18 protein-coding genes and 1 pseudogene are annotated in these 15,236 nt (G+C 72.6%); 5 read left to right on the top strand and 14 right to left on the bottom strand.

Going from position 1 to position 15,236, the window contains the following annotated elements; genetic code table 11:
- Positions 1-65: 65 nt before the first annotated feature.
- The 6 genes from ABD709_RS01745 to ABD709_RS01720 form a co-directional block, all read right to left on the bottom strand.
- Positions 66-1,289, bottom strand: a complete 1,224-nt coding sequence (locus tag ABD709_RS01745; protein WP_344772051.1) for a transcriptional regulator — start codon at positions 1,287-1,289, stop codon at positions 66-68.
- A gap of 9 nt (positions 1,290-1,298) precedes the next feature.
- Positions 1,299-2,453, bottom strand: a complete 1,155-nt coding sequence (locus ABD709_RS01740) for an XdhC family protein (RefSeq protein WP_344772050.1) — start codon at positions 2,451-2,453, stop codon at positions 1,299-1,301.
- Positions 2,446-3,546, bottom strand: a complete 1,101-nt coding sequence (locus ABD709_RS01735; RefSeq protein WP_344772049.1) for a vWA domain-containing protein — start codon at positions 3,544-3,546, stop codon at positions 2,446-2,448. Before ABD709_RS01735 ends, ABD709_RS01740 begins: the two co-directional genes overlap by 8 nt.
- Positions 3,543-4,424 (bottom strand): AAA family ATPase, encoded by an 882-nt coding sequence (locus ABD709_RS01730; protein ID WP_344772048.1) that lies wholly within the window; start codon positions 4,422-4,424, stop codon positions 3,543-3,545. The genes ABD709_RS01735 and ABD709_RS01730 overlap by 4 nt, the downstream gene beginning before the upstream one ends.
- 75 nt (positions 4,425-4,499) lie before the next feature.
- The gene (locus tag ABD709_RS01725) at positions 4,500-5,978 is read right to left on the bottom strand and encodes a sensor histidine kinase (protein ID WP_344772047.1); all 1,479 of its coding nucleotides are present in this window, start codon (positions 5,976-5,978) and stop codon (positions 4,500-4,502) included.
- Positions 5,978-6,709: a response regulator transcription factor gene (locus tag ABD709_RS01720; RefSeq protein ID WP_344772046.1), complete on the bottom strand. Its 732-nt coding sequence runs from the start codon at positions 6,707-6,709 to the stop codon at positions 5,978-5,980. The genes ABD709_RS01725 and ABD709_RS01720 overlap by 1 nt, the downstream gene beginning before the upstream one ends.
- A gap of 110 nt (positions 6,710-6,819) precedes the next feature.
- Between ABD709_RS01720 and ABD709_RS01715 the strand changes: the two genes are divergently transcribed.
- Positions 6,820-7,236, top strand: coding sequence for a hypothetical protein (locus tag ABD709_RS01715; protein ID WP_344772044.1), 417 nt, complete (start codon positions 6,820-6,822; stop codon positions 7,234-7,236).
- On the opposite strand, the gene ABD709_RS01710 is transcribed toward ABD709_RS01715, so the two are convergent.
- Complete coding sequence (locus ABD709_RS01710) at positions 7,233-7,778, bottom strand: nucleotidyltransferase family protein (protein WP_344772043.1); 546 nt, start codon at positions 7,776-7,778, stop codon at positions 7,233-7,235. The genes ABD709_RS01715 and ABD709_RS01710 overlap by 4 nt on opposite strands.
- Before the next feature lie 128 nt (positions 7,779-7,906).
- Positions 7,907-9,535 (bottom strand): chaperonin GroEL, encoded by a 1,629-nt coding sequence (groL, locus tag ABD709_RS01705; RefSeq protein ID WP_344772042.1) that lies wholly within the window; start codon positions 9,533-9,535, stop codon positions 7,907-7,909.
- Between the two features lie 232 nt (positions 9,536-9,767).
- Between groL and ABD709_RS01700 the strand changes: the two genes are divergently transcribed.
- From ABD709_RS01700 to ABD709_RS01685, 4 genes and pseudogenes are all read left to right on the top strand, one after another.
- Positions 9,768-10,028, top strand: coding sequence for a DUF3311 domain-containing protein (locus tag ABD709_RS01700; protein ID WP_344772041.1), 261 nt, complete (start codon positions 9,768-9,770; stop codon positions 10,026-10,028).
- Positions 10,025-11,707, top strand: coding sequence for a monocarboxylate uptake permease MctP (gene mctP / locus ABD709_RS01695; RefSeq protein ID WP_344772040.1), 1,683 nt, complete (start codon positions 10,025-10,027; stop codon positions 11,705-11,707). The genes ABD709_RS01700 and mctP overlap by 4 nt, the downstream gene beginning before the upstream one ends.
- A 14-nt stretch (positions 11,708-11,721) precedes the next feature.
- A pseudogene (locus ABD709_RS01690) lies at positions 11,722-11,928 on the top strand (alpha/beta fold hydrolase); the annotation flags it as partial.
- A gap of 10 nt (positions 11,929-11,938) precedes the next feature.
- Entirely contained in the window at positions 11,939-12,316 is a 378-nt protein-coding gene (locus tag ABD709_RS01685; protein WP_344772311.1) for a hypothetical protein, read from the top strand.
- Between the two features lie 182 nt (positions 12,317-12,498).
- On the opposite strand, the gene ABD709_RS01680 is transcribed toward ABD709_RS01685, so the two are convergent.
- The 6 genes from ABD709_RS01680 to ABD709_RS01655 form a co-directional block, all read right to left on the bottom strand.
- The gene (locus tag ABD709_RS01680; RefSeq protein ID WP_344772039.1) at positions 12,499-12,678 is read right to left on the bottom strand and encodes a hypothetical protein; all 180 of its coding nucleotides are present in this window, start codon (positions 12,676-12,678) and stop codon (positions 12,499-12,501) included.
- Between the two features lie 90 nt (positions 12,679-12,768).
- The gene (locus tag ABD709_RS01675) at positions 12,769-13,050 is read right to left on the bottom strand and encodes a response regulator transcription factor (RefSeq protein ID WP_344772038.1); all 282 of its coding nucleotides are present in this window, start codon (positions 13,048-13,050) and stop codon (positions 12,769-12,771) included.
- Between the two features lie 116 nt (positions 13,051-13,166).
- The gene (locus ABD709_RS01670; protein WP_344772037.1) at positions 13,167-14,033 is read right to left on the bottom strand and encodes an SGNH/GDSL hydrolase family protein; all 867 of its coding nucleotides are present in this window, start codon (positions 14,031-14,033) and stop codon (positions 13,167-13,169) included.
- A gap of 52 nt (positions 14,034-14,085) precedes the next feature.
- Complete coding sequence (locus ABD709_RS01665) at positions 14,086-14,556, bottom strand: OsmC family protein (RefSeq protein ID WP_344772036.1); 471 nt, start codon at positions 14,554-14,556, stop codon at positions 14,086-14,088.
- A 14-nt stretch (positions 14,557-14,570) separates the two neighbouring features.
- Positions 14,571-14,939, bottom strand: coding sequence for a hypothetical protein (locus ABD709_RS01660; RefSeq protein ID WP_344772035.1), 369 nt, complete (start codon positions 14,937-14,939; stop codon positions 14,571-14,573).
- A 16-nt stretch (positions 14,940-14,955) separates the two neighbouring features.
- A complete protein-coding gene (locus ABD709_RS01655; RefSeq protein WP_344772034.1) occupies positions 14,956-15,234 on the bottom strand; it encodes a MoaD/ThiS family protein in 279 nt (92 codons plus the stop codon).
- Between the last annotated feature and the right edge of the window lie 2 nt (positions 15,235-15,236).

Genomic DNA, 15,236 nt, shown 5'->3' with positions numbered 1-15,236 from the left:
TCTCCCTTGAGGTGGTGACCTGTGGCACAGGTCACGCTAGGGAGAGGTGGTTGGCCGACCGTTGGTCAGCCGCGCGCGACCGCCAGCCGGCCCTTGAGCAGCGGGACCGCGGGGTGGCGGGGGTCGATGGAGGCGAGGCAGACCTCGAGAACCTGGGCGTCGTAGGGGGCCTGCTCGATGTAGCGGACGACGGCATCGGGCTGGGGGTCGGCGAGGAGGGCCTCGCGGACGGCGACGGCGACGTACTCGCCCATCTCGACGAGGGCGGGACTGTTGGTGCCGGGGAGGAGGTCGCCGCCATAGCTCTCGACGGCGGCCGCGACCTGGCCGCGGCGGAGCAGGGCGAGGACGTGGTCGACGTCGGTGGCGACCGGCATGAGGAGGCGGTAGGGCCGGGAGGCCAGCTGGCCGCCGAGGGCGTGGCGGAGGTGGGAGACCTCGGCCTTGAGGGTGGAGAAGGTGACGGCCTGGTCGCCGTAGAGGTGCGCGTGCAGCTGCTCGAGCGAGAGGCCCTCGGGATGCAGAGCGAGGAGGGCCAGCACCTCGGTCTGGCGGCGCGTCAGCAGCAGCCGCTGACCGTCGAGGCGCGCCTCGGCGGTGCCGAGAAGCGTCATCACCAGGCCGGGGTCGGCCGTGTCCTCGGCGCCCCCGTAGTAGCTGCTGTGCGGCATCGCCTGCTCGACGAGCCGGGCCATCACCCGGGCGGTCGCGAGCCCGATCGGGTGGGTGCGGTCCCAGGTCGTGGAGAGGTCGAGGACGCCGAGCTGGGCGCCGGTAACGGGGTCGTGGACGGGGGCGGCCCAGCAGACCCAGTTGTGCACGATCGGGGCGTAGTGCTCGGCGCTGAAGACCATCGCCGGCTGGCCGAGGCGGTTGGCCAGGTCGAGGGCGTTGGTGCCGACCGAGCGGTCGTCCCAGCGGCCGCCGGCCACGAAGTTCACCGACTCCGCCTTGCGGCGCATGACCCGGCCGCCGTAGGTCCAGAGCACCCGGGTCTCCGGGTCGGTCACGGCGATGACGAGGTCGCCGTCCTCGGCGGTACGCCGCAGCTCCTCCTCGACGCGCTCGACGGCGATCTGGAGCGGGGAGTCGCGCCAGAGCGCGCGGGTCTCGGACTCGTCGGCGAGAGGCGCGGCCTCGACGCTGGTCGAGATCGCGGACTCCGAGCGGGTCCAGCTGCGGAAGATCTCCGGCCGGACCAGCCGCTCGACGCCGTCGCCGTGCTCGACGAACGACGTCCATGCGCGCACTGCCTCGAGACGCTTCACCTGCAGGTCGGCACGGGCCATACCGACAGCCTAGGTCGCGGTGTGACGGGCGTCACCCAGGAGCGCGTCGTCGTGGTGGATCCGGCCGCCGAGCTCGGCGAGCCGGCTGCCTGTGCCGCCCCACCGGCCGGCGATGATCTCCGCGGCGATCGAGATCGCGGTCTCCGCCGGGGTCCGCGCGCCGAGGTCGAGACCGATCGGGCTGGACAGCCGGGCGATCTCCTCAGCGGTCAGCCCGGCCTCCTTGAGCCGCTGCTCGCGGTCCTCGTGGGTACGGCGCGAGCCCATCGCGCCGACGTACGCCACGTCGGGGAGCCGGAGGGCGACCTCGAGCAGGGGTACGTCGAACTTCGGGTCGTGGGTGAGCACCGCGATGACGGTGCGGGCGTCGATCCGGCCGGCGTCGCGCTCGGCCTCGAGGTAGCGGTGCGGCCACTCGACCACCACGTCGTCGGCCTCCGGGAACCTGCTGTGGGTGGCGAACACCGGCCGCGCGTCGCACACCGTGACCTGGTAGCCGAGGAAGCTGCCGACCCGCGCGACGGCCGCCGCGAAGTCGATCGCCCCGAACACGAGCATCCGCGGCCGCGGCGCGAACGCCCACACGAACACCCGCATCCCCTCGCCGCGCCGCTCCCCGTCGGGCCCGTACCCGAGGGTCGCGCTGTGCCCGCTGGCGAGCAGCCCCAGCGCGTCGTCGCGCACCGCGTCGTCCATCCGCTCCGACCCGAGCGTCCCGTGGACCGCGTCGGGGGTGACCAGCATCCGACGGCCGAGGTACGACGGGTCCGGGTGCTCGACGACGGTGGCGACGGCGACGGGCTCGCCCCGCTCGACGGCGACGGCGATCTCGCCGAGCTCGGGGAAGGTCTCGCGGGAGACCTTCTCGACGTACACGTCGAGGATCCCGCCGCAGGTCAGCCCGACGGCGAAGGCGTCGTCGTCGGAGATGCCGTAGCGCTGCAGCACGGGCACGCCGCTCCCGGCGACCTCCTGCGCGAGCTCGTAGACCGCGCCCTCGACGCAGCCGCCGGACACCGAGCCGACTGCCGTGCCCTCGGGGCCGACCAGCATCGATGCGCCGGGGGGCCGGGGCGCGGACTGGAACGTCGCCACCACGGTGCCCATGCCGACGGTCTCGCCGGCCTCCCACCAGCGCAGCAGCTCCGGAAGCACGTCACGCACGCGCCACCACCTCCATCAGCTCAGCGTAGGTCGCCAGTGAGTGGCCGGCGAGGAAGGAGTCGACGTGCGGGAGGACGGCAGCCACCCCGCGCTGGACCGGCTGGTAGCCCGCCTTGCCCCCGTGCGGGTTGACCCAGACGACGCGGTGGGCGATCCGGTGCAGGCGTGCGACCTGCTCGGCGAGGAGCGCCGGGTCGCCGCGCTCCCATCCGTCGCTCGCGATCACGACCACCGCCCCGCGGGCGAGGTCGCGGCGGCGGGCGAGGAAGGCGCGCATCGTCTCCCCCAGCCGGGTACCGCCGGACCAGTCGGGCACGACGGCACCGGCCGCGACCAGCGCCGCGTCGGGGTCGCGGGTGCGCAGGGCGCGGGTGATGTGGGTGAGCCGGGTGCCGACGGTGAACACCTCCGCGCGGCCACCTCCACCCTGGACCACCCGGTGCGCGAGCCGCAGCAGCGGGTCGGCGTAGCCGCTCATCGAGCCGGACACGTCGAGCAGCAGCACGACCCGCCGCGGACGCCGCCCGCGGCGGCGCAGCCGGATCTCCGCGGGCTCGCCCAGCTGCCGCAGGCTCGCGCGGAGCGTGCGGGAGGGGTCGATGTCGCCCCGCCGCGCGGGAACGCGGCGCGCGGCCCGGCGCAGCGGCGGGCGTACCTGCAGGGTGGCGAACAGCGCGGCGAGCCGCTGCCGCTCGGCCGTCGAGAGGGCAGCGACGTCGCGGTGCCGCAGCACCTCGTCGGCCGACGCGGCGGCACGGGCGGCCTCGGCGTCACCACTCCCCTCGCCCTCGTCCCCCTCGTCGGTCAGGTCGACGTACGTCGCCGGGCGCGGCGGGACCGGGCGGGTGGCGGGCGGTGCCTCGACGGCGAACCACTCCCGGAACACCCGGTCGTACCGCTCGAGGTCCTCGGGGCAGCCGCACAGGGTGGCGCGGCCGGCGGTGTAGGTCGCTGCGCGGTCGTCGAGCCCGACGGTCGCGACCGCCGAGAGGTAGGCGCGGGTGCGGTCCGCCGTCACCGGCACTCCCGCGGACCGGACCGCCCGGGTGAATCCGACCAGCACCTCGTCCGCCCCGGTGGTCGACGGGGTCACGTCGTCAGCATCCGGTCGAGGGCGGCGCGGACCCGGTCGGCGTCCTCGCGGTACTTCACCAGCGCGCCGATCGTCCGGGCGGCGGTCTCGAGGTCGAGCTCGGTGGTGCCGAGCCGGTGCAGCGCGCGGGCCCAGTCCAGGGTCTCGGCGACACCCGGCGGCTTGAGCAGGTCGTCGTCGCGCAGCTGCTGGACCACGACCACTACCTGCCGGGACAGCTTCTCGCCGACCTCGGGCGCACGGGAGCGCAGGATCGCGACCTCGCGCTCCAGACCGGGGTGGTCGATCCAGTGGTAGAGGCAGCGCCGCTTGAGCGCGTCGTGCAGCTCGCGGGTCCGGTTGGAGGTGAGCACGACGGTCGGCGGCACGGCCGCCTGCACGGTGCCGAGCTCGGGGATGGTCACCTGGTAGGTCGACAGCACCTCGAGCAGGAAGGCCTCGAACTCGTCGTCGGCCCGGTCGATCTCGTCGACCAGGAGCACCGCGGGGCTCTGCTGCAACGCCGCCAGGACCGGCCGGGCGAGGAGGAAGCGCTCGTCGTACAGGCTCTTCTCCGCCTCCTCGACGTCGGGCGCCGAGCCGCCCGCGGACGAGGCGGCCTCGAGCGCGCGCAGGTGCAGGATCTGCCGCGGGAAGTCCCAGTCGTAGAGCGCCTGCGTCGCATCGATCCCCTCATAGCACTGCAGCCGGATCAACGGCACCTCGAGTGAGTCCGCGAGCGCCTCCGCCAGCGCGGTCTTCCCGGTTCCGGGCTCGCCCTCGAGCAGGAGCGGGCGCTGCATCTCCAGCGCCAGGAAGAGCACGGTCGCGAGGCTGTCGTCGCACAGGTACCCGGTGCTCTCCAGCCGGCGCGCCAGCCCGGCGACACGGTCGTCCACGCCTACGACGGTACGGGCGGCGACGTTGGCCCGCGGTTGGCCCGCGATCTGCCCGCGATTCGCCCGCGAGTCGGCTCAAGCTTGAGCCGACTCGGCGACGGGGGCGGGGAGGTCGACGCGGATCGTGGTGTCGCCGGGACGGCTGTCGAGCGCCACGGAGCCGCCGTGGGCGGTGACGATGGCCTCGACGAGGGACAGGCCGAGTCCCGCCCCGCCCTCACGCTGCCGGGCGGCGTCGCCGCGGGTGAACCGCTCGAAGGCCCTCGCCGCGAGCTCCGGGGGGAACCCCGGGCCGTCGTCGCGGACGTCGAAGCCACCCGGCCGAGCGCGGACCGTGACGGTCGTGCCGGCCGGCGTGTGCTTGCGGGCGTTGGTCAGCAGGTTGGTCACGACCTGGTGCAGCCGGTCCGGGTCGCCGGTGACCTCGACGGGCTCACCGTCCTCGGGCAGCTCGACCAGCCAGCGGTGGTCGGGCGCGACGACGCGGGCGTCGTCGACCGCCTCGACGAGCAGGCGGGAGAGGTCGACGACCTCCCGGGCCAGCGGCCGGCCGGCGTCCAGCCGGGCGAGGAGCAGCAGGTCCTCGACGAGCTCGGTCATCCTGCTCGCCTCCTCCTCGACCTTCGCCAGCGCGATCCCCCTGGTCGCGTCGTCCGGCCGCCGGCGCGCGAGCTCGGTGTAGCCGGCGATCGTCGTCAGCGGCGTGCGCAGCTCGTGCGAGGCGTCCGCGACGAACTGCCGCACCTGCTGCTCGCTGCGGTGCCGCGCGTCGATCGAGGACTCCACGTGCGCGAGCAGGGTGTTGAGCGCCTGGCCGACCTGCCCCACCTCGGTGCGCTCGTCGGTCAGCCGCTCCGGCACCCGGTCGAGCTCCCCGATCTCGCCGGTGTCGAGGGTCTGGCCCGCCACCCGGTGCGCCGTCGCGGCAACCTCCTCCAGCGGCTGCAGCTGGCGGCGTACGACGAACGTGCCGGCCACCCCGGCCGCGACCGTCCCGAACAGCGCGAGCGCCAGCTCCCAGCGCACCAGCGAGCCGACCGCGGAGTCGACCTCCGCCGTCGGCAGGCCGGTCACGAAGGTCCGGTCCTCGTCCTTGTCCCGCACGGCGGCGACCCGGTAGCTGCCGTGGCCGGGGATCTGCACGACGTGGACCTGGCGGTCGACGGGCACCTTCGCGAGCAGGTCCCGGGTCGCGGCGTCGAGCACCTGCCCCTGCCCCCGCTGGTCGCTGAGGATCACCCCGAAGTCGTCCTGCGGGAAGGCGATCAGGGTGCCGGGCTCCTGGTTGCCCGCGCCCAGCTCACCCTCGTTGTAGTGGTCGTCGCCGTCGTTCTCCTTGGGCACCGGGGGCACGGGCAGGCCGCCGGCAGCCGGCCGCGGGCCGTTCTCGACGCGGTCGAGGGACGCCTGCACCTTCGCGTCGAGCTGGTCGGTGAGGTAGCCGCGCATGACGAGCGCGGTCGCCCCACCCAGCAGGAGCGAGGCGACGGCCACCAGCCCGACGGCGGTGATGACGAGCCGGGACGTGAGGGTCCGTGGCAGGCCGATCCGCATCAGCCCGCCGGCTTCAGCACGTAGCCGGCCCCACGCATCGTGTGGATCATCGGCTCGCGGCCGGCGTCGATCTTCTTGCGGAGGTAGGAGATGTAGAGCTCGACGACGTTGGCCTGGCCGCCGAAGTCGTAGTTCCACACCCGGTCCAGGATCTGCGCCTTGCTGAGCACCCGGCGCGGGTTGCGCATGAGGAAGCGCAGCAGCTCGAACTCGGTCGCCGTCAGGCCGATCTCCTCCCCGCCGCGGGTGACCTCCCGGCTGTCCTCGTCCAGGACGAGGTCCCCGACGGTGAGCACGGCGTTGCCACGGGTCTCGGCGGCGACGCCGGCCCGCCGTACGAGTGCACGGAGCCGCGCGACCAGCTCCTCGAGGGAGAACGGCTTGGTCACGTAGTCGTCGCCGCCCGCGGTCAGTCCCGCCACGCGGTCCTCCACGGCATCGCGCGCGGTCAGGAACAGCACGGGGACGGCCGGGTCGATCGAGCGGATCCGACGGAGCACCTCCATGCCGTCGAAGTCCGGCAGCATCAGGTCGAGCACCACGACGTCGGGCTGGGCCGCCCGCGCGGCGGCCACGGCCTGGCTGCCGTTGTGAGCGGTGTCGACCGACCAGCCCTCGTAGCGCAGCGCCATCGCCACCAGCTCGGCGATGTTGACCTCGTCGTCCACGACGAGCGCCCGCAGGGGGGTGCCGTCGACGCTCGTGGGCGGGGTGCTGGTCTCTGCGGGCATGGGGGAAGTCTCGCGGGTGAACCTGTGAGTCTGCTGTGGCACGACTGTGCAGGGCCTGCACACGGCGCGGGCACAGCGTCCGCACAGGTCGGAGGGTCACCGTGCGAGACATGAGCAACGAGGACACCCCGATCGAGCCGGTCCAGCCGTGGACCGGCACGCCTCTCGACCCGCCCGCGCAGGCTCCCTCGGACCGGCCGACCCCGCCGGCCTACGCGCCCCCGGCCCCAGCCGCGCCCGGGCGGATGTTCCGGCTCCGGTCGGTTCTCGCGGTGGCCGCGGCCGGTGTCGTCCTCGGCGGTCTCGGCGGCACGGCGATCACCCATCTCGCCGACCACTCCGACCGCAGCGAGCACGGCTTGTCCGACCGGGAGGGCTTCCCGGGCGGGCCGCTCCCGGGTGGCGGGCAGCTGCCCGGCGGCGAGGGCCGGCTCCCCGGCGCCCCTCCGGGCGGCCAGCTGCCGAGCGTCCCGCGTGACGACTCCGAGGACCAGTCCTCCGGCTCGGGAGGGTCCGCGGCCAGCTAGCGCCGGTCCACGTCGTGGCCGCCGGCGAGGTCCCCGCACTCGACGGCCACGACGTCGTTGCGGCGCAGGTAGGCCCGCGCCCCCTCGTCCCCCGTCGCGCCCTCGAGCACACCCGCCCAGCGGTCGCGGCCGATGAGGACCGGGTGGCCGGGCCTGCCGTCGTACGTCGCCCGCGCCAGCACGTCGCGCCCGCCACCGCACGCGGCGAGCCGCCGCACGACGTCGGCGCCGACGTCCGGCAGGTCGACCAGGTGCAGCATCGCCGCGGTCGCCTCGGTCCCGGCCAGCGCGACCAGGCCCGCGCTCAACGACCGGGACATCCCGCTCTCCCAGTCCTCGGCCACGACACAGTCCACGCCGTCCGGCAGCAGCGCCCGCGCCTCGTCGGCCGCCGCCCCCAGCACGACGGTCACCTCGGCGCACCCGCCGTCCCGGAGCGCCTCGACCGCCCCCGCCAGCCAGCCCGGCACCAGCGCCTTCGGCGTACCCATCCGGGTCCCCGCCCCCGCCGCCAGCAGCAGTCCGTGGATCACGTCATCCATCCTGATCGTCGAGTGGGGGTCTCCGCACCCTCGAGATGTCAGAAAAAGCCGGAACCCGGCGCCAGTTGCCTGGCGCCGGGTCGGCTTCGATCACATTTCGAGGGTGCGAAGACCCCCACTCGACGGACTCAGAAGTCCATGCCGCCCATGCCACCGGTCGGGTCGCCACCCATGGGGGCGGCCTTCTCCGGCTTGTCGGCCACGACGGCCTCGGTGGTGAGGAACAGCGCGGCGATCGACGCGGCGTTCTGCAGCGCCGAGCGGGTCACCTTGGCGGGGTCGATGATGCCCTCGGCGATCATGTCGACGTACTCGCCGGTGGCCGCGTTGAGGCCGTGGCCCGGCTCGAGGCTGCGGACCTTCTCGGCCACGACGCCGCCCTCGAGGCCGGCGTTGATGGCGATCTGCTTGAGCGGGGCCTCGATCGCGACCTTCACGATGTTGGCGCCCGTGGCCTCGTCACCCTCCAGCTCGAGCTTCGCGAACGCGCCCTGACCGGCCTGGACCAGCGCGACGCCGCCACCGGCGACGATGCCCTCCTCGACGGCGGCCTTCGCGTTGCGGACGGCGTCCTCGATGCGGTGCTTGCGCTCCTTGAGCTCGACCTCGGTGGCCGCGCCGACCTTGATGACGGCCACGCCGCCGGCCAGCTTGGCGAGCCGCTCCTGCAGCTTCTCGCGGTCGTAGTCGGAGTCCGACTTCTCGATCTCGGCGCGGATCTGGTTGACCCGGCCCTCGATCTGGGCGGCGTCACCGGCACCCTCGACGATGGTGGTCTCGTCCTTGGTGATGACGACCTTGCGGGCCTGGCCCAGCAGCTCGACACCGGCCGACTCCAGCTTGAGGCCGACCTCCTCGGAGATGACCTGGCCACCGGTCAGGATCGCGATGTCCTGCAGCATGGCCTTGCGGCGGTCACCGAAGCCCGGAGCCTTGACGGCGACGGACTTGAAGGTGCCGCGGATCTTGTTGACGACCAGGGTCGACAGCGCCTCGCCGTCGACGTCCTCGGCGATGATGACGAGCGGCTTGCCCGACTGCATGACCTTCTCGAGCAGCGGCAGCAGGTCCTTGACGTTGCTGACCTTGGAGTTCGCGATGAGGACGTAGGGGTCCTCGAGCACGGTCTCCATCCGCTCCGGGTCGGTCACGAAGTAGGCGGAGATGTAGCCCTTGTCGAACCGCATGCCCTCGGTGAGCTCGAGGTCGAGGCCGAACGTGTTCGACTCCTCGACGGTGATCACGCCCTCCTTGCCGACCTTGTCCATCGCCTCGGCGATGATCTCGCCGACGGTGGGGTCGGCGGCCGAGATGGACGCGGTGGAGGCGATCTGCTCCTTGGTCTCGATCTCCTTGGCCATGCCGAGGAGCTGCTCGGAGACAGCCTCGACAGCGGCCTCGATGCCGCGCTTCAGGCCCATCGGGTTCGCACCCGCGGCCACGTTGCGCAGACCCTCACGGACCATCGCCTGAGCGAGGACGGTCGCGGTCGTCGTGCCGTCACCGGCGACGTCGTCGGTCTTCTTCGCGACCTCCTTGACCAGCTCGGCGCCGATCTTCTCGTAGGGGTCCTCGAGCTCGATCTCCTTGGCGATGGAGACACCGTCGTTGGTGATCGTGGGGGCGCCCCACTTCTTCTCCAGGACGACGTTGCGACCCTTGGGGCCGAGGGTGACCTTCACGGCGTCGGCGAGGGTGTTCATGCCCCGCTCGAGCCCGCGTCGGGCCTCCTCGTTGAAAGCAATCAGCTTCGGCATAGCTCCTGCGATTCCTTCGCATTAGAGATGTCTGGTGGACCCGGTTCGTCGCCCGCGACGGACGGTCGGGCCGTTCCGGCGGACCCTTCCCGCCGACGCTGCCTGACCTCGACTCCCCGAGCCGGGAGTTTTGTCACTCTCATGGCGAGAGTGCCAACTCAATGTTTAGCACTCGACCCCTGCGAGTGCAAGCGGGGTTGACGCCCGGCCGCGCGTGAGTAGTTTCCGGTCCATGACCTCGGGCAATCATGACCGGGCTCCGGCGTCCCCTGACGACGCCGAGGTCCCGCGCACCAACAAGACCTTGATGGCCATCGCCGGCGTGCTGCTGGTCATCCCGCTGGTGGCCCTGCTGTGGGTGCCCAGCTACGCGAAGGACGGTCCCGAGCTCTGGGACTTCCCGTTCTTCTTCTGGTACCAGTTCGTCTGGGTCTTCGTGACCTCGGCGCTGACCTGGACCGCCTACAAGCTCACCCTGGCGGCCCGGCGATGACGGCGCCGCTTCACCTGGCGGCGTCCTCCGGCATCAACTGGGTGGCGCTGTCCGTCCTCATCGCCCTGTTCCTCGTCGTCACGGTCCTCGGGTTCATGGCGGCGCGCTTCCGGCAGGCACCGCACCTCAACTCCCTCGACGAGTGGGGCCTCGGCGGACGCCGGTTCGGCACCTGGATCACCTGGTTCCTGCTCGGCGGCGACCTCTACACGGCCTACACGTTCGTCGCCGTACCGGCCGCGATGTTCGCGACCGGTGCCGTGGCCGGGTTCTTCGCGGTGCCCTACACGATCGTGCTCTACCCGATCGTCTTCCTGTTCATGGCGCGGCTGTGGTCGGTCAGCCACCGGCACGGCTACGTCACCCCGGCCGACTTCGTCAGGGGCAGGTACGACGACCGCGGCCTCTCGCTCGCCGTCGCCGTCACGGGCTTCGTCGCGACGATGCCCTACATCGCGCTCCAGCTGGTCGGCATCCAGGCGGTGCTCGAGGTCGCGGGCCTCGGCGGCAACGACAACGCGTTCCTGCGGGACCTGCCGCTGTTCATCGCGTTCGCGGTGCTCGCGGCGTACACCTACTCCTCCGGCCTCCGGGCACCCGCCGTCATCGCCTTCGTCAAGGACTTCCTGATCTACCTGGTCGTCATCGTGGCCGTGATCTACCTGCCGTCGAAGGTCGGCGGCTGGGACGCGGTGTTCGGCGCCGCCGAGAAGAAGATGGCGACCACCAACCCCGCCACGAACGCCCCGACCGGGGCGTTCATCCCGGGCGACCCGCAGTTCTGGGCCTACGCGACCCTCGCCCTCGGCTCGGCGATGGCGCTGTTCATGTATCCCCACTCGGTCACCGCGAGCCTGTCCTCCGACAGCCGCAACACCGTACGGCGCAACGCGGCCATCCTGCCGGCGTACTCCTTCGTGCTCGGCCTGCTCGCCCTGCTCGGCTGGGTGGCCATCGCGGCGGGCACCCAGCCCATCGGGGCGGACGGCGAGCCGAACGCGCAGCTGGTGATCCCGCAGCTGTTCGAGGACAAGTTCCCCTCGTGGTTCGCCGGCGTCGCGTTCGCCGCGGTGGCGATCGGCGCGCTGGTGCCGGCCGCGATCATGTCGATCGCGGCGGCGAACACGTTCACGCGCAACGTCTACAAGGAGTGGATCCGCAAGGACGCCGACCCGGCCGAGGAGGCGCGGGTCGCCAAGATCATGTCGCTGGTGGTGAAGGCGTTCGCGCTGGTGTTCGTGCTGACCCTGGACCGGCAGAACGCGATCAACTTCCAGCTGCTCGGCGGCATCTGGATCCTGCAGACCTTCCCGGCGATCGTGTTCAGCCTGTTCACCCGATGGTTCCACCGGTGGGGGCTGCTCGCGGGCTGGGCGGTCGGCATGGTCTACGGCACGGTCGAGGCCTACAAGGTGGCCAGCCCGGCGACCAAGCACTTCGGCGGCAGCCTCGCGGAGATCCCGGCGCTCGGCGACCTGGGTTACATCGCGCTGACCGCGTTCGTGCTCAACGTGGTCGTGGCTGCCGTGCTCACGGTCGTGCTCAACCTGCTCAAGGTCTCCAACGGCCGCGACCGGACGGCGCCGGGCGACTACTTCGCGGACCGGGACGACCCGCGGGTCCAGGCCGACCTCACGACGGAGGACGACCTGACCCGCGGCGAGCCGCGGACGGCCTAGCGGACGCGACGAGGATGTTCGAAGGGTTCGAGCTGCTGACGGTGCCCGGCGCCGACGGCGTCGACCTCCGGGTCCGCGTGGGAGGCACCGGGCCGGCGGTGGTGCTCTTGCACGGCCACCCGCGGACGCACACGACGTGGCACCGGGTGGCGCCGCTGTTGGTTGCCGAGGGGTTCCGGGTGGTCTGCCCCGACCTGCGCGGCTACGGACGGTCGTCGAAGCCGGAGCCGGATGCCGAGCACTCGGTGTACGGCGACCGCGCGATGGCGGCCGACGTCGATGGGCGAGGAGAACCACGCCGACGCCGTCGCCGCGGTCACCGATCCGCGGACGGTCCGGGCGATGGTCGAGGACTACGCAGCGTCCCCCCACGTCGACCGCGCCGCCGACGAGGCCGACCGTGCGGCGGGTCGGCTCGTCGAGTGCCCGGTCCTCGTCGGCTGGTCACGGCACGACGACCTCGAGGACCTGTACGGCGACCCGGTGGCCGTCTGGCAGCCGTGGTGCCGGGACGCCGTCGCATCGGCCGTCATCGACTCCGGCCACCACATGGCCGAACAGGCTCCCGAGCAGCTCGCCGCGACCCTGGCCCGGTTCCTGCGTGGCTGACGACCCACCGCGCCTGCACCGGGCGGCCCGAGCGCGACCGCGGCCTCCGACCCTGCATGACGTCAGTCAGGGCTCACCCTGACGGACGTCAGGCAGGGCGTCACCAGCACCTTGACGTCAGTCAGGGCACGGCCTGACTGACGTCACGCGCGTTGCGGCGTAGGCCGCCGCGAGGCTGGGGTTCAGATGCCGCCGGTGCTCTGGTCGCCGGCGTTGTGGTGCCAGGCCTCCTGGACCAGCATCATGTTCGCCGTCAGACCCGGGTTGCGCTCGATCTTCTTGCGCGACCGGGAGAAGAACTCGGCGTAGACGCAAGCCGCGACGAACAGCACGGCGGCGGTGATCTCGATGGCCAGCCACATGGTGCCCTCCTGGGGCGATGAAGGTGTCACCAGTAGAACGCACGGGTGCCCTCAAAAGGTTGGCGCCGGCCGATTTTTCTTGACGCCGCTTCAGACCGTGACGAAACCCGACCGGTACGCGACGACGACCAGCTGCACCCGGTCCCGGACGCCCACCTTGTGCAGCAGCCGCGCGACGTGGCTCTTGACCGTCGGGAGCGAGACCCACAGCTCCTTGGCGATCTCGGCGTTGGAGAGGCCGCGCGCCACGCAGTGCAGCACCTCGACCTCGCGACGGGTGAGGTACCGCACCCAGCGCGGCTCGCTCGGTCGCACCAGGCGCAGCTCGGGTCGCGCAGGCATCGTCGATCGGGACAGGGGCATCGCGGTCATGAGGTTCTCCTCGGGTCGGGCCGTCAGGCGATGACCCGAGACTCCGAGACCCGGCGTCCCGCGTCCGAGAGTCCGGTGTCCCGACTTTCGTGCAGGCTGTCCCGACCTTGTCCCGGTCAGACGTCCGTGCCCGGGTCGACCTCGACGACCTCCGGCCCTGGCTCCACCGACCTCGGGGCGTGGTGGCCGAACGGCGGCGCGTCCCGCTCGCCGAGCGCGGTGAGCAGCGAGGGCAGCAGCGCCGTGGCGGTCCGCTTGTAGCCCAGTGCGCTCGGGTGGAACCGGTCCAGGCTGAACATCTCGTCCGGGTTGGTGATGAAGAAGGGGCCCACGACGTGCGCGAGGGACACCGCGTGCGCGCCGTTCCGTACGGCGGCCGCCGCCTGCGCGGTCGCCAGCTGCCGCGACATCCGCGACCCGAGCGAGCGCAGCGGCTGGGGTACCGGCCGCAGGGCACCGAGGTCGGGGCAGGTGCCGACGACGACCTCGGCGCCACGGGTCCGGAGCGCGACGATCGCGTCCTCGAGGTGCCGGACCGACGTCGCGACCGGCACCCGGTGGGTCACGTCGTTGCCGCCCACCACGACGACGGCGATGTCGGGCCGGTACCTCTCCGGTAGCGACCCGATCTGCGCCGCCAGCGCCGCGGACTCCGACCCGACGACCGCGGCCGTCCGCAGCCGCACCGAGCGCTGCAGCTCCTTCGCGAGCCCGCGGGCGAGCCGTCCGCCGAGGGTGTCCTTCGGCCGCTCGGCCCCGAGGCCGGCCGCGATCGAGTCGCCGAGCAGCACGAGCTCGAGCCGGTCGCCGTAGGACTTCCTCCAGGTCCTCGACGCGTCCGGCGCGACCTCGCCCAGATCCTTGCCGATCCGCCGCCGGGCGACCGCCGCCTGGCGGCGCAGCATCTCCCGGGTCCCGCCCGCCGTGAGGCTGGCGGTCCCCACACCGGCGACGATCGCGACCAGGGTCCGCTTGCGGATCATGGGTGCTGTCTGCCAGAGGGACCTGAACGGACCGTGGCCGCCTGGTGGCGGGTCAGTGAGCGGCGACCAGAGTCTCCGGCTCGTGCCGCACGGGGAAGCTCACCGATGCCGCGATGAAGCAGTTCTCGCTGGCCTCGTGGTGGATCGCGGCGGCGGCCTCGACCATCGACGCGTCGGCCACCGTCACCCGTGGGCGCAGCAGCACGTCGGTGAAGCGGCCACCCTGGCCGGCCTGGGCCATGGTGCCGACCGGGTTGTCCTCGTACGCCGTCACGACCACGCCGTGGTTCACCGCGGAGTGCAGGTAGGACAGCAGGTGGCACTGACTGAGCGCGGCGACGAGCAGCTCCTCGGGGTTCCAGCGGTCGGCGTCACCGCGGAACGTGGGGTCCGCCGAGCCCAGGAGGTCCGGCTTGCCGGCCGCGGTCAGCAGCACCGCGCGTCCGTAGTCGCGGTAGCCGCTGGTGCCCGAGCCGCGGTTGCCCTGCCAGGTGACACCGAGGGTGTAGTGGTGGTCGGTCACCGGGCCATTCCAGCTCAGAGTGCGGTGCGGGCGGCGTACGCCACGTCGTAGCCGGCGCAGACGGCCGGGTACCAGCCGGGCAGCCGCGAGTCGCTGGTGGGGCCCCGGAGCAGGTCGAACAGCGCGTGCGCCGCCCACGCTCCAGCGAGGGTCCGACGGATCCGCGGGTCCGTCGGTCGGGTGCCGGCGAGCGCCGTCAACAGGCCGGCGCCGGCCAGCACGGCGCCCTCCAGCGCTACGCCCTCTCCTCGCTCCCTGCGGGCGAGCGGGTAGATCGCCGCCGCGGTGACGAGTCCGGCGCCGCTCGCCAGGGCGAGCCGCGAGCCCGAGACGCGCGCGGACAGCTCGGCCGCGGCCAGCCCGAGGACCGCGCCGGCTGCCACGCCGCCGATCATCGGTTCAGCAGCCGCCGGCGACGGCGGGGATCACCGAGACCTGGATGCCGTCCGGCGTGGGAGTGGCGAGGTCGTCGAGGAACCGGACGTCGTCGTTGCCGACGTAGACGTTGACGAACCGGCGCAGCTTGCCGTTCTCGTCGACGATCCGGCCCTTGATCCCCGCGAACCGGCCGTCGAGGTCGTCGAGCACCTCGGCCAGGTTCGCGCCCTCGGCGCTCACCTCGGAGTCGCCGCCGGTGTAGGTGCGCAGGATGGTGGGGATCCGGACGCTCACGCTCATGT

Source organism: Nocardioides panacisoli, assembly GCF_039537325.1.
In the GTDB taxonomy this organism is placed as follows: domain Bacteria; phylum Actinomycetota; class Actinomycetes; order Propionibacteriales; family Nocardioidaceae; genus Nocardioides; species Nocardioides panacisoli.
The sequence above is the reverse complement of the archived record's forward strand: the minus strand, read 5'-3'. Positions and strand labels throughout refer to the sequence as shown.